The sequence below is a fragment of the Buttiauxella sp. WJP83 genome, assembly GCF_027594725.1.
GTDB lineage: Bacteria > Pseudomonadota > Gammaproteobacteria > Enterobacterales > Enterobacteriaceae > Buttiauxella > Buttiauxella selenatireducens.
In genome coordinates, this window is the sequence record NZ_CP110080.1 from 4,540,787 (window position 1) to 4,563,739 (window position 22,953).

General features: G+C 51.3%; 18 protein-coding genes. 11 read left to right on the plus strand and 7 right to left on the minus strand.

The annotated features are described in order from the left end of the window. Positions 1 to 4: 4 nt before the first annotated feature. Entirely contained in the window at positions 5 to 1,087 is a 1,083-nt protein-coding gene (locus OH773_RS20975; protein WP_270141596.1) for a PTS fructose transporter subunit EIIC, read from the minus strand. 310 nt (positions 1,088 to 1,397) lie between these two features. On the opposite strand from OH773_RS20975, the gene ptsP reads away from it, so the two are divergent. The 3 genes from ptsP to gldA are packed head-to-tail and all read left to right on the plus strand — an operon-like array spanning position 1,398 to position 5,722. Continuing rightward, the gene (gene ptsP, locus OH773_RS20980) at positions 1,398 to 3,899 is read left to right on the plus strand and encodes a phosphoenolpyruvate--protein phosphotransferase (protein ID WP_270141598.1); all 2,502 of its coding nucleotides are present in this window, start codon (positions 1,398 to 1,400) and stop codon (positions 3,897 to 3,899) included. A gap of 21 nt (positions 3,900 to 3,920) precedes the next feature. After that, positions 3,921 to 4,583 (plus strand): fructose-6-phosphate aldolase, encoded by a 663-nt coding sequence (gene fsa / locus OH773_RS20985; protein ID WP_270141600.1) that lies wholly within the window; start codon positions 3,921 to 3,923, stop codon positions 4,581 to 4,583. Between the two features lie 35 nt (positions 4,584 to 4,618). Beyond that, positions 4,619 to 5,722 (plus strand): bifunctional L-1,2-propanediol dehydrogenase/glycerol dehydrogenase, encoded by a 1,104-nt coding sequence (gene gldA / locus OH773_RS20990; protein ID WP_270141603.1) that lies wholly within the window; start codon positions 4,619 to 4,621, stop codon positions 5,720 to 5,722. A gap of 52 nt (positions 5,723 to 5,774) precedes the next feature. Here gldA and katG read toward each other — a convergent pair whose 3' ends face one another. The 4 genes from katG to metB all read right to left on the minus strand — a co-directional run bounded on the left by katG (position 5,775) and on the right by metB (position 12,904). After that, a complete protein-coding gene (gene katG, locus OH773_RS20995; RefSeq protein WP_270141605.1) occupies positions 5,775 to 7,952 on the minus strand; it encodes a catalase/peroxidase HPI in 2,178 nt (725 codons plus the stop codon). A 242-nt stretch (positions 7,953 to 8,194) separates the two neighbouring features. Further along, a complete protein-coding gene (gene metF, locus OH773_RS21000; RefSeq protein WP_270141607.1) occupies positions 8,195 to 9,082 on the minus strand; it encodes a methylenetetrahydrofolate reductase in 888 nt (295 codons plus the stop codon). 226 nt (positions 9,083 to 9,308) lie between these two features. Next, the gene (locus tag OH773_RS21005) at positions 9,309 to 11,741 is read right to left on the minus strand and encodes a bifunctional aspartate kinase/homoserine dehydrogenase II (protein ID WP_270141609.1); all 2,433 of its coding nucleotides are present in this window, start codon (positions 11,739 to 11,741) and stop codon (positions 9,309 to 9,311) included. 2 nt (positions 11,742 to 11,743) lie between these two features. Next, positions 11,744 to 12,904 (minus strand): cystathionine gamma-synthase, encoded by a 1,161-nt coding sequence (gene metB, locus OH773_RS21010; RefSeq protein WP_270141611.1) that lies wholly within the window; start codon positions 12,902 to 12,904, stop codon positions 11,744 to 11,746. A 261-nt stretch (positions 12,905 to 13,165) separates the two neighbouring features. Between metB and metJ the strand changes: the two genes are divergently transcribed. Beyond that, positions 13,166 to 13,483 (plus strand): met regulon transcriptional regulator MetJ, encoded by a 318-nt coding sequence (gene metJ / locus OH773_RS21015; RefSeq protein ID WP_139881114.1) that lies wholly within the window; start codon positions 13,166 to 13,168, stop codon positions 13,481 to 13,483. Positions 13,484 to 13,668: 185 nt separating this feature from the next. Here metJ and rpmE read toward each other — a convergent pair whose 3' ends face one another. Continuing rightward, complete coding sequence (gene rpmE, locus OH773_RS21020) at positions 13,669 to 13,884, minus strand: 50S ribosomal protein L31 (protein WP_034461415.1); 216 nt, start codon at positions 13,882 to 13,884, stop codon at positions 13,669 to 13,671. A gap of 336 nt (positions 13,885 to 14,220) precedes the next feature. On the opposite strand from rpmE, the gene priA reads away from it, so the two are divergent. The 7 genes from priA to rraA all read left to right on the plus strand — a co-directional run bounded on the left by priA (position 14,221) and on the right by rraA (position 22,255). Continuing rightward, positions 14,221 to 16,416: a primosomal protein N' gene (gene priA, locus OH773_RS21025; RefSeq protein WP_270141616.1), complete on the plus strand. Its 2,196-nt coding sequence runs from the start codon at positions 14,221 to 14,223 to the stop codon at positions 16,414 to 16,416. Between the two features lie 165 nt (positions 16,417 to 16,581). Beyond that, positions 16,582 to 17,616 carry a DNA-binding transcriptional regulator CytR gene (gene cytR / locus OH773_RS21030; protein ID WP_270141619.1) on the plus strand — a complete coding sequence of 345 codons (1,035 nt, stop codon included), beginning with the start codon at positions 16,582 to 16,584 and terminating at the stop codon, positions 17,614 to 17,616. Between the two features lie 89 nt (positions 17,617 to 17,705). Continuing rightward, positions 17,706 to 18,707, plus strand: coding sequence for a cell division protein FtsN (gene ftsN, locus OH773_RS21035; protein ID WP_270141621.1), 1,002 nt, complete (start codon positions 17,706 to 17,708; stop codon positions 18,705 to 18,707). Between the two features lie 90 nt (positions 18,708 to 18,797). Further along, positions 18,798 to 19,328, plus strand: coding sequence for an ATP-dependent protease subunit HslV (hslV, locus tag OH773_RS21040; protein ID WP_034461419.1), 531 nt, complete (start codon positions 18,798 to 18,800; stop codon positions 19,326 to 19,328). Between the two features lie 9 nt (positions 19,329 to 19,337). Further along, positions 19,338 to 20,672, plus strand: coding sequence for an HslU--HslV peptidase ATPase subunit (gene hslU / locus OH773_RS21045; RefSeq protein ID WP_270141624.1), 1,335 nt, complete (start codon positions 19,338 to 19,340; stop codon positions 20,670 to 20,672). Between the two features lie 75 nt (positions 20,673 to 20,747). Next, positions 20,748 to 21,677: a 1,4-dihydroxy-2-naphthoate polyprenyltransferase gene (gene menA / locus OH773_RS21050; protein WP_270141626.1), complete on the plus strand. Its 930-nt coding sequence runs from the start codon at positions 20,748 to 20,750 to the stop codon at positions 21,675 to 21,677. 92 nt (positions 21,678 to 21,769) lie between these two features. Then, entirely contained in the window at positions 21,770 to 22,255 is a 486-nt protein-coding gene (gene rraA, locus OH773_RS21055; RefSeq protein WP_034500052.1) for a ribonuclease E activity regulator RraA, read from the plus strand. Between the two features lie 57 nt (positions 22,256 to 22,312). On the opposite strand, the gene zapB is transcribed toward rraA, so the two are convergent. Next, positions 22,313 to 22,552, minus strand: coding sequence for a septal ring assembly protein ZapB (gene zapB / locus OH773_RS21060; protein WP_270141630.1), 240 nt, complete (start codon positions 22,550 to 22,552; stop codon positions 22,313 to 22,315). Between the last annotated feature and the right edge of the window lie 401 nt (positions 22,553 to 22,953).

Below are 22,953 nucleotides of genomic sequence, written 5' to 3' on the forward strand. Positions count from 1 at the left end.
TCAATCAGTTAATTTCAAAATCCAAATCCAGGTCGTCTTCAGTCTTCGCTGATGCAGCAGACTGATTTTTGCGTGCATAGCTTTTGAGGAGGTTGACGCACACAGCAGTCACCACGGCCCCCACCAGCAACGCAGCGATATAGCCTAATTTCCCGTCAACGACTGGCAGTACAATCAAACCACCCCAGCCCGCGTAACACTGCGCACCTAACAATGCGGCTGTCACTGCACCGCAAGCTGAGCCCAACATAATTGAAGGGATTACACGCAGCGGGTCAGATGCTGCAAAAGGAATCGCCCCTTCAGTTACGCCCACGCATCCCATCACCAGTGCCGCTTTACCCGCTTCTCGTTCTTCACCCGTGAAGTTTTTACGGTTGATTAATGTCGCAAGACCCAGCCCAAGTGGAGGCACAGCAATCCCAACGGCGGCAATCGCTACGACGCTATAAACCCCTTGCGCCACACAGATCAGCATGAAGGCGTAGGCCACTTTATTCACAGGGCCACCCATATCGAATGCCAGCATCAGCCCCATAATGACGGCAAGAACCACGATGCTGCCCTGCTGCATTCCTTGCAGCCATTGCGTCAAGCTGCCTGTGATTGCTCCAACAGGTTCACCCAGGCCCCACATCATTACGCCTGCGGTAATAAAGGTGCCAATGATTGGAATAACGAAGATGGGCATCACTGAACGCAAAATTTTAGGGACAGGGATTTTCTTCAGATAAAAAACGATGATGCCGCCAATAATGCCGGCGATGATGGCTCCAAAAAAACCTGCGCCGAAACTGTTACCTACCCATGCACCAATTGCACAGGGTGCCAGAGCTGAACGCTCCGCAATGGAGTAACCAATGTAGGCCGCCAAAAATGGCACCATCAGCGTTAACCCTGCCACCCCGATATCAAATAACTTTTTCAGATTGGGGTCTGTCAACGCATCCGGGACAGCGCCTTTGCCATAGAGCATCACCGAAACAGCCAACAAAATGCCGCCAGCCACCACGAATGGGATCATATGTGAAACGCCAGTCATCAAATGCTGACGCGTATTCTTGAGGATCTGGACTAACTCTTTCATAAAGCACTTCCTTCTCGAGCAGTGATTGTCCAAACAGCGTTGGGCACACAATAGGGAATCTGTGCAACGGCAGACAGTGGACAAAAACACCATTTACTGGATTTTTGTAATACAGAAAGAAAAATGCGATCGGACTCAAAACTTCCATGGCTGGCGATCATTATTTGTTACAGCTTGATTTTGTGAGGTATCTCGCAAACTGACGTGGATATTACATTTGTCCAGTTTTTGGCAGTTTTGTCCCGTGGTAGTCCGGACCGTGGCACTCTTATGCTGTAACTCATTTCAAGCGTTGGCTCAGGAGAAGGTTATGGCCCTGATAGTAAAATTCCGCTGCGACTTACCCAATGGCGTACACGCCCGTCCAGCCAGTCATGTTGAAACGCTGTGTAATCAGTTTTCCTCGGCCATTGAGTGGCTCAACCTGCGTACCGAGCGCAGCGGGGATGCGAAAAGTGCGCTGGCGTTGATTGGCACCGGCACTTTAAAGGGAGATGAGTGCCAGTTGTCGATCAGCGGTGAAGATGAAGAAAGTGCCTTCGCAAGGCTTTCAACCTATATCGTTGAAGAGTTCCCCCATTGTGATGCCCCTTTGCCTCAGGCGCCCATCGCTGAAATCTCCGAACTTCCTGAATCTCTTTCGCGTTTGAATCCAACCTTTTTCCGCGCTCTGCCAGTCTGTGGTGGCGCAGCCAACGGGACGTTGATTCGCCTGGCTTCTCTTGATTTACACCAGTTGGGCGAACTGCCCGCTACACGGAGTCTCGACCAGGAACAAGCGGCTCTGGATCAGGGGCTGGCACAACTTCTTAAAGCGATAAATCTCGAGTTACTGGCCAATGAAGGGACGGCCAGCGCGATTCTGGAAGCACACCGTTCACTGGCAAGCGATTTATCCCTGCGCAATATGTTGTTGGAAAACGTCTCTACCGGCGCGAGTTGCGCACAGGCTATCGTCGCAACAGCCGACCATTTCTGCGCCCAGTTGACTCAGTCAGAAAGTGCTTATCTTCAGGAACGCGCACTCGATGTTCGTGATGTTTGCTTCCAGCTTTTGCAGCATATTTATGGTGCAAGCCGCTTCCCTACGCCTGGAAAACTCCAACAAGCGGCGATATGCATGGCGGACGAACTCACACCAAGTCAGTTTCTTGAATTGGATAAAACGCTGCTCAAAGGCTTGCTGCTACGTAGCGGCGGGACGACCTCTCACACCGTTATCCTCGCGCGCTCTTTTAATATTCCAACGCTGGTTGGCGTTAATCTCGATGCCCTCACCCCGTGGCTTGGCCAGAATGTGCAAATTGATGGTGATATTGGCCTGGTCGCCGTGGCACTCACCGAAAACGTCACCCGTTACTACCAGCAAGAGGCAGCCGTGCAACAAGCGATTCGCGCACAACAGCAGGTTTGGCTAGACCGGCCAGGGCGGACACATGACGGAATACAGCTCGAAGTCGCAGCAAATATTGCACACTCGATAGAGTCAGCTCCGGCCTTCAATAACGGTGCTGAGGCCATTGGTCTGTTCCGTACAGAAATGCTGTATATGGACCGCACTCATGCTCCTTCCGAAGATGAGCTTTACAATATCTATTGCCAGGCACTGGAAGGGGCCAATGGGCGCAGTATTATTGTAAGAACGATAGATATCGGTGGTGATAAGCCAGTGGAATATTTAAATATTCCTACTGAAAACAACCCATTCCTGGGGTATCGCGCGGTACGAATTTACCAGGAATTTTTGGCACTTTTTCAAACGCAGCTACGCTCAATTTTGCGCGCCTCGGCACATGGATCGTTAAAAATCATGATCCCCATGATCTCCTCAATGGAAGAGATCCTATGGGTGAAGGATCAATTGGCGGAAGTGAAACAAAGCCTGCGCAGTGAACATATTCCTTTTGATGAAAAAATTCCGTTGGGCATTATGCTGGAAGTGCCATCGGTGATGTTTATCATCGACCAGTGCTGCGAAGAAATTGATTTCTTTAGTATTGGCAGCAACGACCTGACGCAATATTTGCTGGCAGTCGATCGTGATAACGCCAAAGTGACCCGACACTATAACAGTCTTAATCCTGCATTCTTGCGTGCTCTGGATTACGCAGTGCAAGCCGTTCATCGCGAGGGGAAATGGATTGGTTTGTGCGGCGAATTAGGGGCGAAAGGTTCTGTACTTCCGTTACTGGTTGGCCTGGGCCTGGATGAAATCAGTATGAGCGCCCCGGCTATTCCGGCAACCAAAGCACGTCTTGCTCAGCTCGATAGCAAAGCCTGTCGCCAGTTGCTTAATCGCGCTATGGCTTGCCGCACCTCGCTGGAAGTCGAGCATTTATTAGCGCAGTTCCGTATGACTCAGCAAGATACTCCGCTGATCACCACGCAGTGTATTTCGCTCAACAACGACTGGCGTAGCAAAGAAGAAGTGATGAAAGGCATGACAGATAATTTGCTGTTAGCCGGACGTAGCCGCTATCCCCGCAAGCTGGAAGCCGATTTATGGGCGCGTGAAGCGGTGTTCTCCACAGGCCTGGGCTTTAGTTTTGCCATCCCGCATAGCAAATCGGAACATATTGAGCAGTCCACCATCAGCGTGGCGCGTTTGCCTGCACCGGTTCGTTGGGGTGATGACGAGGCGCAATTCATCATCATGCTGACACTCAACAAGCATGCCGCAGGCGATCAGCATATGCGTATTTTCTCCCGCCTGGCGCGCCGCATTATGCATGAAGAGTTCCGCAATGCGCTGGTGAATGCTGTGCGTTGCGAAGATATTGCCGCTCTGCTGGAACGTGAGCTGGAACTGTAATTCATTTAAGAGGAAATATTGATGGAGCTTTATCTCGATACAGCAAATGTTGCAGAAGTAGAACGTCTGGCACGTATTTTCCCTTTGCAGGGCGTGACAACAAACCCCAGCATTATTGCGGCGGGTGGAGAATCTATCTGGGATGTGCTGCCGCGTTTGCAAGCTGCGGTAGGTAAGGAAGGTCGTTTGTTTGCCCAGGTGATGAGCCGCGAAACCAGCGGTATGGTTGATGAGGCGCAAAAACTGGTCTCTCATGTTCCCGGTATTGTAGTGAAGATCCCTGTCACATCTGCAGGGTTAGCCGCCATTAAACAACTCACAGCATTGGGCATTCCTACACTGGGCACGGCAGTTTACAGTGCAGCGCAAGGGTTACTGGCAGCATTGGCTGGAGCAGCTTACGTCGCGCCTTACGTTAACCGCGTTGATGCACAAGGCGGGGACGGGATTCAGATGGTGCAAGAGTTACAAGCACTCCTCGAGCTTCACGCGCCAGACAGCAAAGTTTTGGCTGCCAGTTTTAAAACACCGCGTCAGGCACTGGATTGTTTACTGGCTGGATGTGAATCCATCACGCTCCCTCTGGATGTAGCTCAGCAGTTTTTAGCGGCCCCGGCAGTGGAAGCGGCGATCGTGAAGTTTGAAGAGGACTGGCAGGAAGCGTTTGGTCGCTTAAGCCTGTAACCCAATTTATTTGGCTTAATCACAGGAGGCAGTAAATGGACCGCATAATACAATCACCAGGTAAATACATTCAGGGCGCAGAGGTTATTACTCGCCTCGGCAGTTATCTCAAACCACTGGCGGACCGCTGGTTGGTCGTCGGTGATAAGTTTGTATTAAGTTTTGCGCAAGAAGCATTATGCAAAAGCATGAAGGATTCCGGGCTCGCGCTGGAAGTTGCACCATTTGGTGGCGAATGTTCGCAAACTGAAATTAATCGTTTACGCGCCGTGGCCGAAAAGATGCAGTGCGGTGCCATTCTGGGGATCGGCGGGGGGAAAACTCTCGATACTGCCAAAGCACTGGCGCATTTTATGAACGTCCCGGTTGCTATCGCCCCGACCATTGCCTCTACAGACGCCCCATGCAGCGCACTGTCCGTTATTTATACGGATACAGGGGAATTCGACCGCTATCTGTTGCTTCCTAATAACCCTGATATGGTCGTCATTGATACTCAAATCGTCGCCAATGCGCCCGCTCGTTTACTGGCCGCAGGTATTGGCGATGCGCTGGCAACCTGGTTTGAAGCCCGCGCCTGCTCACGCAGTGGTGCCACCACTATGGCTGGAGGCCGTTGCACACAGGCCGCTCTGGCTCTGGCGGAGTTGTGCTACAACACGCTTCTGGAAGAGGGTGAAAAAGCAATGCTCGCAGCAGAGCTTCACGTTGTCACGCCGGCGCTGGAACGCGTCATCGAAGCAAACACCTATTTGAGTGGTGTCGGTTTTGAAAGTGGCGGCCTGGCTGCAGCGCATGCGATACATAACGGCTTGACGGCAATTCCAGATGCTCATCATTTCTATCATGGTGAGAAAGTGGCTTTCGGGACGCTAACCCAGCTAGTGCTGGAAAACGCACCGCAAGAAGAGTTCGAAACCGTTGCAGCATTGTGCAACGCGGTCGGTTTGCCACTCACACTTTCACAACTGGATATCAAAACTGGCATTGAGGAAAAAATGCGGATTGTTGCGCATGCTGCCTGCGCGGAAGGAGAAACTATTCACAACATGCCAGGTGGTGTATCACCCGACCAGGTCTACGCTGCGCTTTTGGTCGCCGACCAGTACGGCCAGCGTCTCCTGCAAGCGTGGGAATAACACCAATAAAAAAATCCCCGCATTTGCGGGGATTTTTGTGTCAGATACAGGCTTAGTTCAGATCAAAACGATCCAGATTCATCACTTTTACCCAAGCCGCAACGAAGTCTTTCACAAACTTCTCTTTCGCATCTTCACTGGCATATACCTCTGCCAGTGCACGCAAAATGGCGTTGGAACCAAAGACCAGATCCGCGCGAGTCGCCAGGTGCTTCACTTCACCCGTTTGACGGTCACGGCCTTCAAACAGTTCAGAAGAGGCATCGGTCGCTTTCCATTCCGTGCGCATATCCAGTAGATTGACAAAGAAATCGTTACTGAGTACACCCAAACGATCGGTGAACACCCCATGCTTGCTACCATCAAAATTCGCACCCAGCGCGCGTAAACCACCCACCAGCACTGTGAGTTCCGGCGCGGTTAGCGTCAATTGTTGCGCTTTATCAATCAGCAGTGACTCTGTTGTTGTCTCCGAATCAATACGCGCACGGTAGTTGCGGAAACCGTCTGCAGCAGGCTCAAGCAGGTTGAACATCTCGATATCAGTCTGCTCCTGACTCGCATCCACACGTCCAGGAATAAATGGAACACGTACACTGATACCTGCAGCTTCCGCCGCCTGCTCAACACCCACAACACCCGCCAGCACAATGATATCGGCCAGCGAAGCTTTGCCAGAGGCTTTCTGAATGGCTTCCAGTGCAGGCAGAGCACGAGCAGCAGTGGCGTTCACATCCCAGTTACGCTGAGGAGCCAGAGCCAATCTCGCACCATTTGCGCCGCCACGTTTATCGCCGCCACGGAAAGTAGACGCTGACGCCCAAGCCACAGAAATCAGTTCACTGACCGAGAGACCGGAATGAGCAATCTCTGCTTTCAGGTGATCAATATCTGCTGGAGTTGGCTTAAATGTGGCTTTTGGCAATGGATCCTGCCAAATCAGCTCTTCTTTTGGCACTTCTGGGCCAATGTAACGCGCTACCGGCCCCATATCGCGGTGAGTCAGCTTGAACCATGCACGGGCAAAAGCTTCATTGAATGCTTGAGGATCATTGAGGAAACGGCGTGAAATTTTCTCAAATTCCGGATCGAAACGCAGCGTCAGGTCAGTGACCAACATAGTCGGCTTACGTTTTTTCGATGGGTCAAAGGGATCTGGAATGATTTCTGGTGCATCCACAGCTTCAAATTGAATGGCGCCAGCAGGACTGCGTGTTTGTACCCATTCGAATTTGAACAAGTTCTCGAAGAAGTAGTTGCTCCATTGAGTCGGCGTTTGTGACCAGACGACTTCCAGGCCTGAAGTGATGGCGTCAGCACCTACCCCAGTGCCGTGGCTGCTCGCCCAACCTAAACCCTGAGCTTCAATAGGTGCCGATTCTGGATCGACGCCCACATGAGTTGCCTCTGCTGCACCATGGGTTTTCCCCAGCGTATGACCGCCCGCAATAAGCGCAACCGTCTCTTCGTCGTTCATTCCCATGTTGCCGAACGTAGCACGAATGGCAGCGGCCGCTGAGAGCGGTTCACCACTGGCATTTGGCCCTTCAGGGTTAACGTAAATCAGCCCCATTTCGGTCGCAGCTAATGGACGTTTGGCCAGCGCTTCTGGGTCACGATGCTCAAGCCAGGCTTTTTCATTACCCCAGTTCACATCGAGGTCTGGCTCCCAAACGTCTTCACGCCCAGCACCAAAACCAAAGGTACGGAAACCGGAGTTTTCCAGCGCCACGTTTCCTGCCAGCACATAAAGGTCGGCCCAGGAAATTTTCTGACCGTATTTCTGTTTGATAGGCCACAGCAGGCGACGAGCTTTATCAAGGCTCACGTTGTCTGGCCAGGAATTGAGTGGTGCAAAACGCTGCTGACCACGGCCTGCTCCACCACGCCCGTCAACTGAGCGATAGGTACCGGCACCATGCCAGGCCATACGAATAAACAGCCCGGCGTAGCTGCCCCAGTCCGCAGGCCACCATGGTTGAGAATCCGTTAATAATGCTTTCAGATCGCCTTTCAGCGCAGAATAATCGAGTTTGCTAAATTCTTTGCGGTAATCGAAATCTTCACCCAGAGGGTTTGAACGGTTGGAATGCTGATTGAGGAGATCGACGCGGAGTTGTTTCGGCCACCAGTCACGACTGCTTGTTCCGGCTCCAGCACTTTCATCATGGCTACCCTGATGGAACGGGCATTTTCCTGCGGACAATTGATCGTTTTCGTTTGTGCTCATCTTCCTGCTCCCTTCGCTATTTTTTTATCAGGATATACAGCTCTGCAGATAAGTTATAGATGAAAAAAACTACAGATTTGATAGTTATTTCCTGTTGGCTACCAGGCAACATAGCAAAAATTTTTATACGAAACGTCGACAGCTACATAAACTTTCAAAACTTAACATTAGAAATGATATGGGTATTTGAAGGGGGGCGGAACAAGGGAAGGAGTAATGGCCCTGGCGGGCCATTTTCTGGATCAGACTGGGCGAACACCCAAAGTGTGGCAGATCGCATAGCTCATTTCTGCGCGATTCAACGTGTAGAAGTGGAAATCTTTCACCCCTTCACGGCTCAGAATCTTCACCATATCCATCGCAATATTGGCACCGACCATTTTGCGAGTCTCTGCGTCGTTATCCAGCCCTTCAAACATCTGCGCCATCCAATTTGGAACGCGCACATTGGTCATAGTGGCGAATTTGTGAGCCTGGTTGTAGTTACTTACCGGCAGAATGCCCGGCACGATCTCGACATCGATACCGGCGGCAGCACAACGGTCGCGGAAACGCAGATAGCTTTCTACATCGAAGAAAAACTGAGTAATCGCGCGGTTTGCACCGGCATCAATCTTGCGCTTCAGGTTGATAAGATCAGCTTGCGCACTTTTTGCTTCAGGGTGAACTTCCGGGTAAGCAGCGACCGAAATATCAAAATCACCGACATCTTTCAGTAACGTCACCAAATCTGATGCGTACATATCTGGTTTGCCGCTACCTGGGGGTAAATCACCGCGCAGAGCAACAATATGACGGATACCGTTATTCCAGTAGTCCTGGGCGATGGCGCGCAGTTCATCGCGAGTGGCATCAATACAGGTCAGGTGCGGTGCCGCTTCCAGGCCCGTGCGATCTTTAATGCCTTTGATGATGCTATGCGTACGGTCGCGTTCTCCAGAATTTGCGCCGTAAGTCACGGAGACAAATTTTGGTTTCAGGCTGCTGAGCCTGTCAATTGAGCTCCACAGGGTCTGTTCCATTTCACTGGTGCGCGGCGGGAAAAATTCAAAGGAAACGTTAATTTGCCCAGCAACTTCAGCCAGACTCTGATTCAGTGCTTCCCGCTGGTTGGCGTGAAAAAAGCTCATACCCTTACCTCATCAATCGCATTTATCGTTATGTGTTGTGTCTTGTTTCTATCCAGACGTTTAGACGTCCAGATAGCAAGATGAAGGAAAAGCGTGACGTCGTCAACTGAAAATTCAACACAAGAAATGAGGAATTCTCAATCAACTTGAAATTTCTTCATGTTAGATAAAAACAATAAAAAAAGACCAGCAAAAGCTGGCCTTCGTATTTTTATGCCTCAGAAATTTACAGCAACTGTGCCAGACGGTTGAGGTCCGATTGAATAGCGCCCGCTGTCACATCACGTCCAGCACCCGGCCCACGAATAACCAATGGGTTATCGCGATACCAACGGCTTTCAATGGCAAACACGTTATCGCACGGCAGCAATGAAGCCAAAGGATGCTCTGGACGCACCGCTTCCACACCCACACGCGCTTTACCGTTAGCGTCGAAACGTGCGACATGACGCAACACCAGCCCCATTTCCTGAGCGGCTTCCAGACGCTGAATCATCTGCTCGTTTATCTCATCGCCATTTTCAAAGAAATGGTCAATAGAGCCTTCTTCGCTACCGTTGGTTACCAGAGACTCAACACGCACCTGATCCGGTTCGATGTCATAACCCGCTTCGCGGGCAAGGATCACCAGCTTGCGCATCACATCTTTCCCGGAGAGATCAACGCGTGGATCAGGTTCAGTCAATCCTTGCTGCCAGGCCTGGTCCACCAAATCGGTGAACGGCACCGTGCCATCGAATTGCAGGAACAGCCAGGAGAGCGTGCCGGAGAAAATACCGCTGATCGCAAGAATCGAGTCACCACTTTCACGCAAGTCACGAACGGTATGGTTCACCGGCAAACCTGCACCCACCGTGGCGTTATACAGCCAGTGACGGCCAGTTTTGGTAAATGCGTTACGAATTTCACGGTACTTCTGGCTGTTGCTGGCGCCCGCCAGTTTATTAGCGCTAATAACGTGGAAACCATGGCTTGCGAAATCAAGATATTGGTCGGCCAATTGCTCGCTCGCCGTCACATCCAGAACCACCAAATCGTCATACGGATGCGAACGCATCCACTGGAACAGCGATTCTTCATCCTGCTCTACTGCTTCGTCGTTAAAGAAAGCAAGCGCACGGCTAGCGTCCAGCCCTTCGTAATTCAGCAAGCTGCGGCTACTGTCTACCACTCCAGCCAGCACGAATTCAAAACCGGTACGCGCGGAGAGGGTTTCTTGTTCGCGAGCGAACAGTTCCAGCCAACGCGAACCAATGTTTCCTTTACCGAACAAAACCAGACCAACGCGTTTTTCAGCGCGGAACAGAGACTTATGCAGACCCTTGATTAAGTTTTCAGTTGGGCCAACACGCAGTACCGCAACCAGACTAATTCCGTCCTCAGACTGCCAGATAAACTCAACAGGTTGGTCTTTTAGCTGCTGCCAGAAACGGTGGCTGTGCAGTGGGTTACGACAAACACCTGCGCCAACCATTGCCACTAGCGCCAGACCTTCACGCAGGCGTAGTTCGCCCGGCAGACTGGCCTTCGCGAGCGTTTCTAACACGCTGCCAGCAACTTCCGAGGTATAGCAAAGTTGCAGCAGGTTACGATCGGGATGAACCCCCACTGACAGCGGGCGAATCTGAGCGCGTTTTAACAACGTATCCAGCTCTTTGTGCGCTAGCTTAAAATCTTGCTGTGGGGAAACCTGCAGTTCAATCAGGCAGACATCGTCGTGGCTGGTGACGATACGCGCGCCAGTACCTGATGCCAGTACGCGTTCGATACGTGTTGAGCCTTGTTCCGGCGAATAGCTGCAACGTAATTGCAGGTCGATGTCACTACCAGAAACAGGCTGCAATGTACGAGCGTGCAGTACAGGAGCGGCCAGACGAGCCAATTCACTTGCTTCATCGAGCCGTAAGAGTGGGAGCAAGCACGCATCTTTCACTTTGCGTGGATCGGCGCTGTAAACCCCAGCAACATCACTCCAGATGGTCACGCGGGAAACCCCAGCCAGTGCGCCAATCTGCGTTGCAGAATAGTCAGAACCATTACGGCCAAGTAACACGGTTTCACCCGCATCATTACGACAAATAAAACCGGTAACGACGAGGCGTTTATGCGGATGTTGCGCCATGAGCTCTTGCAACAAAGGCCATGATAAACCTTCGTTAACTTGTGGTTGAGCAGCACGTTCAGCGCGCATAAATTCGCGAGCATCCAGCCACGCGGCAGGATGACCTAATTGATTCAGCACCGCAGACATCAGACGCGCAGACCAAATTTCACCATGACCCACAACTTCGGCATACACTGCGTCAGTTATTTTGCCATCGAGCAAACCCGCCAGACGCTCAAGGTCATGAATAAACTGACCGATTAAGCTGTCAGCAACTTCAGGTGCCACAAGACCGCTAATCAAATCGCTCTGATAACGGCGTAGTGCTTGCTGAACCTGATGAGCTGAAAGACGATCGCTTTGGCTCAATTTCAACCAGTTAATCAATTGGTTAGTTGTGCTACCGGCGGCAGAAACCACCATCATATCGCCAGGATTAGAGTACTCGGCCATAATCCCCGCAACGCGCAGGTAACACTTCACATCTGCCAGACTACTGCCACCAAATTTATGCAGTTGACGAACCGGCGCCCCTGCAGGTGCTGAAACACTCATGCTTACCCCTCGGCTGCAACCCGGAACGCATTTTCCAGGTCAGCAATTAAATCTTCGCTATCTTCAATGCCAGTCGAAATACGCAGCAGGCTTTCGGAAATCCCCGCTGCGGCACGCGCTTCTGGCGCCATGCCCGCATGGGTCATTGTCGCCGCGTGTGAAATCAAACTTTCTACTCCACCCAGCGATTCCGCCAAAGTGAAAAGAGTCAGGCTACTCAGGAATCGACGCAGCGTTTGCTCGTCGCCATTAAATTCAAAACTCAGCATCGCGCCAAAACCTTTTTGCTGACGAGCAGCAATTTCATGGCCCTGGTTTTCTGGCAGCGAAGGATGATAAAGCTTTTTCACCAGCGGTTGCGTTTGCAGGAAATCGACAATCGCCTGTGCATTTCGTTGCGCCACTTCCATACGTGGTGAAAGTGTACGCAGGCCGCGAAGCAGCAAGTAGCTATCGAAAGCACCGCCGGTTACGCCAATGTTGTTTGCCCACCAGGCAAGCTCTGTGACGGTTTCCGCGTCTTTCGCAATCACTACACCCGCAACAACATCTGAGTGGCCATTCAGGTATTTAGTACAAGAGTGCAGCACCAGATCCGCGCCCAAAGCCAACGGGTTTTGCAGCGCAGGGCTCAGGAAGGTGTTATCCACCACACTGATTGCCCCTGCTTCGCGCGCAGCGGCGCAGATTTTCGCAATATCTACCACTCGTAACAAGGGATTACTTGGGCTTTCGACCAGCACCAGTTTTGGTTTTTCGTTAAGAGCCTTAGCTAAGGCTGCTTCATCACCTTGATCGACAAACAAAACACGATATGCGCCGCGTTTTGCCAGGCTATCAAAAAGTCGATAGCTGCCGCCGTAACAGTCATGTGGAGCCACCAGCAGATCGCCAGGTTTCAGGAAAACCGTCGTGACCAGGTGAATGGCTGACATACCGGTATTTGTCAGCACAGCCCCCGCTCCCCCTTCCAGTTCGGCCAGTGCACGTTGTACAACATCACGCGTAGGATTCCCTCGACGCGAATAGTCATGCGCGCGCGGTTCGTTAAACCCGGTGAAATTGTAAGTACTGGAGAGGTGGATAGGCGGTACAACGCAGCCGTATTGCTCGTCATCGTTTAAACCGCTACGTACTGCGATAGTTGCCTGTTTACGCGTCATGGCTCTCGAATCCTTGCTGGTCGAATAAAGGTCAGGCACCAGAGTAAACACTGCCGAGTTAGACGTCAATACATCTGGACATCTAAACTTCTTTGCGTATAGATTGAGCAAACGCGCAATAGCCGTTAAAATTATACGCTTTAGGGTGATAGCGTCGCAGACCGCGAATCAATAAACGCTTACACTACGACCAGAAAATCGCCTCAGTCGCGAATCGTCCGACTGGAGCCTATATACATTGATAAGAGGATTAAGTATCTCATGGCTGAATGGAGCGGCGAATATATCAGCCCTTACGCTGAGCACGGGAAGAAGAGTGAGCAAGTAAAGAAAATTACGGTGTCCATTCCTCTGAAGGTGTTAAAAATCCTCACCGATGAGCGTACCCGTCGCCAGGTGAACAACCTGCGTCACGCAACAAACAGTGAGCTCCTGTGTGAAGCATTTTTGCATGCGTTTACGGGCCAACCGTTGCCAAACGATGCAGACCTGCGCAAAGAGCGTAGTGATGAAATTCCTGAGGCAGCGAAGGTGATTATGCGCGAGCTGGGGATCGATCCGGATACCTGGGAATACTGATTTCAGAAATCACAGGGTTACCCTATAGCATTTGAGTCGTAGGAAGGCAGCAAGAGAGAGAATCCCGGGAGCTTACTGAAGTAAGTGACTGGGGTGAACGAGCGCAGCTAACGCGCCTATGGCTCGAATGATGATGGGTAACAAAAAAGGCGCCTATAGGCGCCTTTCTCTTACCGTGCGGCGAATTACTTCTTCGCGCCTGGAACGCTGAAACGCTTGTTGAAGCGGTCAACGCGGCCACCGGTAGCAACATCACGCTGCTTGCCAGTGTAGAACGGGTGGCATTCGCCACAAACGTCCAGGTTCAGATCGTGACCCACGGTAGAACGGATCTTGATAACATTACCGCATGAGCAGTTTGCAGTAACTTCTGCGTAGTTCGGGTGAATATTCTTTTTCATGGAAAACCTCTGTATAAGGCCGCGTCGCTCTTCCAGCCCTAACGCCAGACACCACGCGAAGTTGATAAATTAGGTTTTTTGATACCAAAAACTGCGCATCAAAGGCGGCGAATCATACAGAACCCCGCACATGGATGCAAACTGATCCGCATTTTCTGGAACACACAGTGTACACTATTTGTTTGTTCGAATCATTCTTGCTACCGCAAGGCGGCAACTGAACGAATCACCAGGAGCTTACTTAAGTAAGTGACAGGTGTGAGTGAAGGCAGCCAACACAGTGGTAGTGAGAAGGATGAAGAATAAATCGTCATTTTTATCAGCCTGGAAGCTTTCATGCCTGTAGCCCACGTCGCTTTGCCGGTTCCCCTTGCCCGAACTTTTGACTACCTCATTCCCGCTGGAATGCAGGTGGCATCAGGTTGCCGCGTCAAGGTGCCGTTTGGTAAACGCCAGGCTGTCGGGATTGTCGTAGCCGTTAGCGAGCACAGCGAATTGCCGCTTAACGAGCTCAAGCCAGTGGCTGAAGTTCTGGATGGAACCTCATTGTTTCCAGCTTCGCTATGGCGTGTCCTGATATGGGCTTCCGAGTATTACCATCATCCCATTGGCGATGTGCTTTTTCATGCGCTTCCTGGTTTGCTGCGTGAAGGCAAGCCCGCGCACCACGCGCCGTTGTGGTACTGGTTTGCCACCGAAGAAGGCAAAGCTGTTGACCTTAACAGCCTCAAGCGCGCGCCCAAACAGCAGCAGGCACTGGCAGCGGTTCGGCAAAATATCATCTGGCGTCATCAGGTCAGCGAGCTGGAAATCAGCGAAGCAGGGCTACAAGCGCTGCGGGCCAAAGGTTTGTGCGACCTGAAAAGTGCTGCACCAGCGACGACTGACTGGCGCGATAGCTATTCCGTCGAAGGCGAACGCTTACGCCTGAACACTGAGCAAGCCACTGCAATCGGTGCCATTCATAGCTCTGCCGATCACTTTGCGGTCTGGCTTTTGGCGGGCATTACCGGCTCCGGTAAAACGGAGGTGTATCTCAGCGTGCTGGAAAATGTACTGGCCCAAGGCAAGCAGGCATTGGTGTTAGTGCCAGAAATTGGTTTAACGCCACAAACCATCGCCCGTTTCCGCGAACGTTTTAACGCGCCAGTAGAAGTCCTGCATTCCGGGCTTAACGACAGTGAGCGTCTTGCTGTGTGGTTAAAAGCACGCAGCGGCGAGGCCGCGATTGTCATTGGCACACGCTCGTCGCTGTTTACCCCATTCTGTCGACTCGGCGTGATCGTCATTGATGAAGAGCACGATAGCTCCTATAAACAGCAAGAAGGCTGGCGTTACCACGCTCGCGACTTAGCCGTTTACCGTGCACATGCGGAAGACATCCCCATTATTCTTGGCTCCGCGACGCCCGCCCTGGAAACCCTGCACAACGTTCAATTGGGAAAATATCGGCAGTTACGCCTGACAAAGCGAGCCGGTAATGCACGCCCTGCTACACAGCAAGTCGTGGATTTAAAAGGACAGCCGTTGAAGTCCGGTCTGGCACCTGCGCTTATCAAAAAAATTGGCCAGCATTTAAAGGCTGATAATCAGGTGATCCTGTTCCTTAATCGCCGTGGATTTGCCCCCGCCCTGCTGTGCCATGAGTGCGGTTGGATAGCGGAATGCCCTCGCTGCGATCACTACTACACCTATCATCAAGGCCAGCGCCATTTACGCTGTCACCATTGCGACAGCCAAAGGCCGGTTCCGCAGCAATGCCCGCACTGTGGTTCAACCAATCTGGTTCCGGTCGGCATGGGGACGGAACAGCTTGAGCATAGCCTTGCACCGGAATTCCCAGGTGTTCCGATTTCGCGTATCGACCGCGATACCACCAGCCGAAAAGGGGCGCTTGAGCAACAGCTGGCGGAAGTCCATCAGGGTGGCGCGCGAATTTTGATTGGTACGCAGATGTTAGCAAAAGGCCATCACTTCCCTGACGTCACTCTGGTGGCGTTGCTGGATGTCGATGGCGCACTTTTTTCCGCAGATTTCCGTGCAGCAGAGCGCTTTGCCCAACTCTACATTCAGGTTTCTGGGCGTGCTGGACGAGCAGGCAAGCAAGGTGAAGTCCTTCTGCAAACGCACCATCCTGAGCACCCTTTATTACAAACACTGCTCACCAAAGGTTACGACGACTTCGCAGGCCAGGCTCTAAAAGAACGCCAGACGGTCTTTTTACCGCCGTTTACTAGCCACATCATGTTCCGCGCGGAAGATCAGAATAATCATCAAGCACCACTGTTTTTGCAGCAATTGCGCAATCTGCTGGAATCCAGCCCGTTAAGAGATGAGCAGTTATGGATTATGGGGCCCGTTCCTTGTTTGCAGCCTAAACGAGGCGGACGTTTCCGCTGGCAAATTCTGCTGCAACATCCTTCACGAGCACGTCTGCAACGCCTGGTTAGCCATTCACTGAAACTGATCAATACCTTGCCGGAATCACGCAAAGTGAAGTGGACGCTGGACGTTGATCCGATAGACGGGTAGCACAAACTCCTGTGGATATGCGAAGCGGATCTAGAAATTCAACAACCATCACACTTTTAATGAAATAACTGTAACCAACGAACATCAATTTCTGCTAAGAATGTGGACATGGTCAGACACCAGGGACGTTGTCAGCACCTGTCGAGTGCACGCGAGGAGAAGAAGTTGAAGCCGAAGAATCAGGTTGCAAGTGCAACCATGAAAGATGTTGCTGTTAAGGCGAAAGTCTCAACCGCAACAGTGTCCAGGGCACTAATGAACCCGGACAAAGTATCGCAAAGCACTCGTAATCGTGTGGAACAAGCGGCAATAGCCGTAGGTTATTTACCCCATTCATTGGGGCGAAATTCAAAGCGTAATGAATCACGCACTATTCTGGTTATTGTCCCGGATATCTGCGATCCCTTCTTTAGCGAAATTATTCGCGGTATCGAAGTGACGGCAGCGGAACAAGGCTATTTGGTGTTAATTGGTGATTGCGCTCATCAAAACCAGCAAGAAAAAACCTTCATCAATCTGATCATCACCAAGCAGATTGACGGGATGCTATTGCTTGGCTCGCGCCTTCCCTTCGATGCCAGCATTGAAGAGCAACGCAATTTGCCGCCGATGGTCATGGCAAACGAATTTGCGCCGGAACTGGAACTGCCAACGGTTCATATTGATAACCTGACAGCCGCGTTTAACGCTGTTTATTATCTGCAGCAGCTTGGCCATCAAAAAATTGCCTGTATTGCGGGCCCTGAAGAGATGCCACTTTGTCACTACCGCTTGCAAGGGTACGTGCAGGCATTGCGCCGTGCAGGAACCGTTGTCGATCCGCATTATATTGCGCGGGGAAACTTCACCTATGAAGCAGGTGCAGCGGCGTTATCGGCTTTACTGGCACTGCCAAATCCGCCGACCGCGGTGTTCTGCCATAGCGATGTAATGGCGTTGGGAGCACTATCCCAGGCCAAGCGCAGCGGCTTACGCGTGCCGGAAGATTTATCAATCATGGGCTTTGATGACATCGCGCTTTCCCAGTTCTGTGACCCACCGCTCACCACGGTAGCGCAACCCCGTTTCGATATCGGGCGAGAAGCTATGCTGTTGCTATTGGATCAACTTCACGGGCAAGCCGTGAGTAGTGGTTCGCGTTTGCTGGACTGTGAGCTCATTGAACGAGGCTCCACCAGCGCACCAGGCAGTAGAAAATGAACCGCTTTAGGACACTGGATTCTGGTCAAAGGGATGTCCATTAAGTAACATGGCGGGCTGATAAACGTAAAAAATATAGCGAATCGATAGTGGCACAACGAGATTATGTACGCCGCGGGCAATCGGCAGGTACGCGGCGTAAGAAAAGTAGCACCCGCAGCAAGCAACGCAGCCTACCATCTGTCTCGCCGACAATGGTCGCCATTGCGGCCGCCGTTCTGGTGACCTTTATTGGTGCTCTGTACTTTATTACTCATCATAAGAAAGATGAAAGCGAAACCCTGCCTGGCCATAAAGTCACAGGAAATGGTCTGCCGCCTAAACCAGAAGAACGCTGGCGTTATATCAAAGAGCTGGAGAATCGCCAGACCGGAGTGCGTAGCCCTACTGAGCCTACTGCCGGTGGCGAAGTGCAGAATAAAGATCAGCTCACCAGCGAGCAGCGCCAGTTGTTGGAGCAAATGCAGGCGGATATGCGCCAGCAGCCCACGCAGTTGAATGAAGTGCCATGGAATGAGCAGACGCCAGAACAGCGTCAACACACATTACAGCGCCAGAAAGCCATTCAGCAGCAGCAAGTACAACAGCAGCAGTTCACCGCTCAACAAGTTGCGCCACAACCAAGAGCCGTGCAACAGCAATCGCAGCCAGTAACGACGCAACCACGTCCAGTACAGCAGCAACCGCGTGCAACAGTGACAACGCAGCAGCCGTACCAGGATTTGTTGCAGACTCCACCGCATACTCAGCAACGTACGGCAACGACGCAACCACGCGAACAGGCGCAACCAAAAGCGACTCAACCGGCAGCGCCGATCGACGTTGTAAAATCTGCTCCGGCTCCGCAGGATAAACCGAAAGATGAAAAACGCTGGATGGTGCAGTGTGGTTCATTTAAAGGTAGCGAGCAGGCTGAAACCGTTCGTGCTCAGTTGGCTTTCGAAGGTTTTGATTCGCGCATCACCACCAATAATGGCTGGAATCGCGTCGTGATTGGGCCAATCAAAGGCAAAGAGAATGCCGATGGGACGATCAACCGTCTGAAGATGGCAGGTCACTCTAACTGTATTCGTCTTGGCACTGGGGGTTGAAACCCCCAAAATCCCCCCCATCTATAATTGCATTCAGCCCCGATATAATATCGGGGTACTTTTTTAGCTGATGCAATAAGGGGTCTGCTCGTGACAACAATAGTAAGTGTACGCCGCAACGGCCATGTCGTAATCGGTGGTGATGGTCAGGCCACGCTTGGCAATACCGTGATGAAGGGCAACGTCAAAAAAGTGCGTCGTTTGTATAACGACAAAGTGATTGCTGGTTTTGCTGGCGGCACCGCTGATGCCTTCACCCTATTCGAACTGTTTGAGCGCAAGCTTGAAATGCACCAGGGTCACCTGGTGAAAGCGGCGGTTGAACTCGCAAAAGACTGGCGTACCGACCGTATGCTGCGCAAACTCGAAGCGCTGCTGGCCGTCGCCGATGAAAATGCTTCCCTTATCATCACTGGTAATGGTGACGTTATCCAACCAGAAGACGACCTGATTGCTATTGGTTCCGGTGGCCCTTACGCCCAGGCCGCAGCGCGTGCGCTTCTTGAAAACACCGAACTGGGTGCTCGTGACATCGTAGAGAAATCGCTGGGGATCGCCGGTGATATCTGCATCTACACCAACCATTTCCATACTATTGAAGAATTAGCGTCTAAGGCGTAAGGAATCCCCATGTCTGAAATGACTCCACGCGAAATTGTCAGCGAACTGAACAAACATATCATTGGCCAGGACAATGCCAAGCGTTCCGTGGCGATTGCGCTACGTAACCGCTGGCGCCGTATGCAGCTTGATGAAGAGCTGCGCCATGAAGTTACCCCAAAAAACATTTTGATGATCGGCCCAACGGGTGTCGGTAAAACCGAAATCGCCCGTCGTCTGGCGAAACTCGCAAACGCCCCGTTCATCAAAGTTGAAGCAACCAAATTCACCGAAGTCGGTTATGTGGGTAAAGAAGTGGATTCTATCATCCGCGATCTGACTGATTCCGCGATGAAAATGGTACGTCTGCAATCCATCGAGAAAAATCGCTTCCGCGCTGAAGAAATGGCAGAAGAACGTATTCTTGACGCGCTGATCCCACCGGCTAAAAACAACTGGGGCCAGGCTGAAGCACCGCAAGAACCTTCTGCAGCTCGTCAGTCATTCCGTAAGAAATTGCGCGAAGGCCAGTTAGACGATAAAGAAATTGAAATCGATCTGGCTGCAGCGCCAATGGGCGTTGAGATCATGGCTCCTCCAGGCATGGAAGAAATGACCAGCCAGTTGCAGTCTATGTTCCAGAACCTGGGCGGCCAGAAGCAAAAGCCACGCAAGCTGAAAATCAAAGATGCGATGAAACTTCTGATTGAAGAAGAAGCCGCGAAGCTTGTGAACCCGGAAGAACTGAAGCAAGACGCGATTGATGCCGTTGAGCAACACGGTATCGTGTTTATCGATGAGATCGACAAAATCTGTAAACGCGGCGGCAACAGCTCCGGCCCGGACGTTTCCCGTGAAGGCGTTCAACGTGACTTGCTGCCGCTGGTTGAAGGCTGCACCGTTTCGACCAAACACGGTATGGTCAAAACTGACCACATTCTGTTTATCGCATCCGGTGCGTTCCAGGTGGCAAGCCCGTCAGATCTGATCCCTGAATTACAGGGTCGTCTGCCAATTCGTGTGGAACTGCAGGCGCTGACCGTTGAAGATTTCGAACGTATTCTGACCGAGCCAAATGCATCTATCACCGTGCAGTATAAAGCGCTGATGGGCACTGAAGGCGTGACTATCGACTTCACTCCAGACGGTATTCGCCGTATCGCTGAAGCCGCATGGCAGGTGAACGAATCCACCGAAAATATCGGCGCACGTCGTCTGCACACGGTGCTGGAACGTCTGGTTGAAGACATCTCTTATGATGCCAGCGACCTGAGTGGCCAATCCATTCTCATTGACGGTGAATATGTCAGTAAGCATCTGGATGAGTTGGTAGCAGATGAAGACTTGAGCCGTTTTATCCTATAATCCCGCTCAACGTATTTTCTTCATTTCAAATGGAGGGCTTATGCCCTCCATTTTTTATATCTAACAGAGAGACTTATGAGCGAATCGCACTCTGTAAGCACAACTCAGGCCTGGCTTGAAAGCTTGCGTCCACGCACGTTACCCCTGGCATTTGCCTCTATCGTCTGTGGCTCCGCGTTGGCTTTTTGGCAAGACGTGTTTAATCCGGCCATTGCATTACTGGCGTTGCTGACAGCGGGGCTCCTTCAAATCCTCTCGAATCTGGCGAATGACTACGGCGATGCGGTTAAAGGTAGTGATAAAGAAGACCGAATCGGCCCACTACGCGGAATGCAGAAAGGGGTGATTACTCAGGCGCAAATGAAGAAAGCGCTGATGATCACCGTGGTGTTGATTTGCTTGTCTGGCCTTGCTTTAGTCGCCGTTGCTTGCCATACGCTGGCAGATTTCCTTGGCTTCCTGGCCCTGGGCTTGTTGGCTATCATCGCCGCTATTACCTACACCGTGGGCACTCGTCCCTATGGTTACATGGGGCTTGGCGATATTTCAGTGCTGGTCTTTTTTGGCTGGTTGAGCGTGGCAGGAACCTGGTATCTGCAAGCGCATACCCTCGCGCCATTGGTCTTTTTCCCCGCGACAGCATGCGGATTACTCGCAACGGCAGTGCTCAATATCAACAATTTACGTGATATCGATAGTGACAGGGAAAACGGTAAAAACACGCTGGCTGTGCGCCTCGGGCCTGTTTTAGCTCGTCGCTATCATGCCTGCCTGTTACTAGGCGCTCTGGCATGCCTTGCGCTATTTAATCTGTTCTGGCTGCAAAGCCTTTGGGGATGGCTGTTTGTTCTGGCCGCGCCATTGCTGATTAAGCAGGCACGTTATGTCTTGCTTGAGAAGGAGCCTGTCGCTATGCGCCCGATGCTTGAACGCACGGTAAAAGCGGCATTACTCACTAACCTGTTGTTTGCAGTAGGAGTTGTACTAAGTACGGTGTCGATTTAGCTGACAAATATCAATTAACAATTGATGATTTTGCCAACAGTTAACATTAAGCGATATACTGACAACTCGTGCAGCAACAGAATCTTAATCCTATGAAATATGATACTTCCGAGCTTTGCGACATCTATCAGGAAGATGTCAACGTCGTTGAACCGCTGTTTTCCAATTTCGGTGGGCGGTCGTCCTTTGGCGGGCAAATCATCACGGTGAAATGTTTCGAGGACAACGGATTGTTGTATGATCTGCTCGAACAAAATGGCCGTGGCCGTGTTCTGGTCATTGATGGCGGCGGCTCTGTTCGCCGTGCTTTGATTGATGCAGAGCTTGCTCGCCTGGCGACGCAAAATGAGTGGGAAGGCATTGTGGTATACGGTGCCGTGCGTCAGGTTGATGACCTGGAAGAACTGGATATTGGTATCCAGGCTATCGCTGCTATTCCTGTGGGTTCCGCAGGTGTTGGTGTTGGCGAAAGCGATGTACGCGTTAATTTTGGCGGCGTGACGTTCTTCTCCGGTGACCATTTATATGCCGATAACACGGGCATCATCCTTTCCGAAGATCCTCTCGATATAGAATAGCGAAATCGAATAACAAAACGGGCGCCCAGGGCGCCCGTTCTTTTTGAAGCTCAGGTCTTACACTTCTTCCATTTTACCCAGCAGGGCATGCAGACGATCCTGCCAAACGTGCTGTTGTTCTTTCAGAGAATTGTTTTCGCGTACTAATTCTTCATGATTGCTCTGAGACTGCTGAACTTGTTGAGACAAATTGTTGTTGTTCTCTTTCAGCTCTTCGATTTCCATTTGTAGCAGGGTGATGGTATCAATCGCCTGCTGTACTTTTGCTTCCAGTTTCTCAAACACTTCAAATGACATTTAGAATCTCTCCTGAATTGCAAGGCGTTGATGGATGTTTAAATCCCCGTCCCGGATATTCCCCGAAGACACCTTATGAATATATGCGCTCCACGCGGCGTGTCTCGATTGTAAGTAGCGTGAGTACCCGTGTCCAGCGAGTTCAAGCGCTCTTTGCGTAACATAACGTTTTTCAGCATATGCCGAATGATGCGGCCCCCAAAAATCACTCTTTGTTAACCCACTGATGACTTCTATGAGCGTTTACGTTGTCTTTTTTGGGTGATAATGCGCACAAGTTGGCGCGAGATCGCTCATTTTTATGACGTAACACACAAATTTAAAGCTCGATATTTCTCGTTTATGTTCGTTAACGATAAATTAACACTATGCCTACATGGCACCTGCGCGGCAGGGAATGC

What these genes read in the sequence shown, in the direction of transcription:
- OH773_RS20975 (WP_270141596.1), bottom strand. Translation starts at nt 1,087, where the DNA reads ATGAAAGAGTTAGTCCAGATCCTCAAGAATACGCGTCAGCATTTGATG.
- menA (WP_270141626.1), top strand. Translation starts at nt 20,748, where the DNA reads ATGAGCGAATCGCACTCTGTAAGCACAACTCAGGCCTGGCTTGAAAGC.
- rraA (WP_034500052.1), top strand. Translation starts at nt 21,770, where the DNA reads ATGAAATATGATACTTCCGAGCTTTGCGACATCTATCAGGAAGATGTC.
- metB (WP_270141611.1), bottom strand. Translation starts at nt 12,904, where the DNA reads ATGACGCGTAAACAGGCAACTATCGCAGTACGTAGCGGTTTAAACGAT.
- metF (WP_270141607.1), bottom strand. Translation starts at nt 9,082, where the DNA reads ATGAGCTTTTTTCACGCCAACCAGCGGGAAGCACTGAATCAGAGTCTG.
- gldA (WP_270141603.1), top strand. Translation starts at nt 4,619, where the DNA reads ATGGACCGCATAATACAATCACCAGGTAAATACATTCAGGGCGCAGAG.
- hslU (WP_270141624.1), top strand. Translation starts at nt 19,338, where the DNA reads ATGTCTGAAATGACTCCACGCGAAATTGTCAGCGAACTGAACAAACAT.
- metJ (WP_139881114.1), top strand. Translation starts at nt 13,166, where the DNA reads ATGGCTGAATGGAGCGGCGAATATATCAGCCCTTACGCTGAGCACGGG.
- rpmE (WP_034461415.1), bottom strand. Translation starts at nt 13,884, where the DNA reads ATGAAAAAGAATATTCACCCGAACTACGCAGAAGTTACTGCAAACTGC.
- katG (WP_270141605.1), bottom strand. Translation starts at nt 7,952, where the DNA reads ATGAGCACAAACGAAAACGATCAATTGTCCGCAGGAAAATGCCCGTTC.
- zapB (WP_270141630.1), bottom strand. Translation starts at nt 22,552, where the DNA reads ATGTCATTTGAAGTGTTTGAGAAACTGGAAGCAAAAGTACAGCAGGCG.
- OH773_RS21005 (WP_270141609.1), bottom strand. Translation starts at nt 11,741, where the DNA reads ATGAGTGTTTCAGCACCTGCAGGGGCGCCGGTTCGTCAACTGCATAAA.
- fsa (WP_270141600.1), top strand. Translation starts at nt 3,921, where the DNA reads ATGGAGCTTTATCTCGATACAGCAAATGTTGCAGAAGTAGAACGTCTG.
- ptsP (WP_270141598.1), top strand. Translation starts at nt 1,398, where the DNA reads ATGGCCCTGATAGTAAAATTCCGCTGCGACTTACCCAATGGCGTACAC.
- priA (WP_270141616.1), top strand. Translation starts at nt 14,221, where the DNA reads ATGCCTGTAGCCCACGTCGCTTTGCCGGTTCCCCTTGCCCGAACTTTT.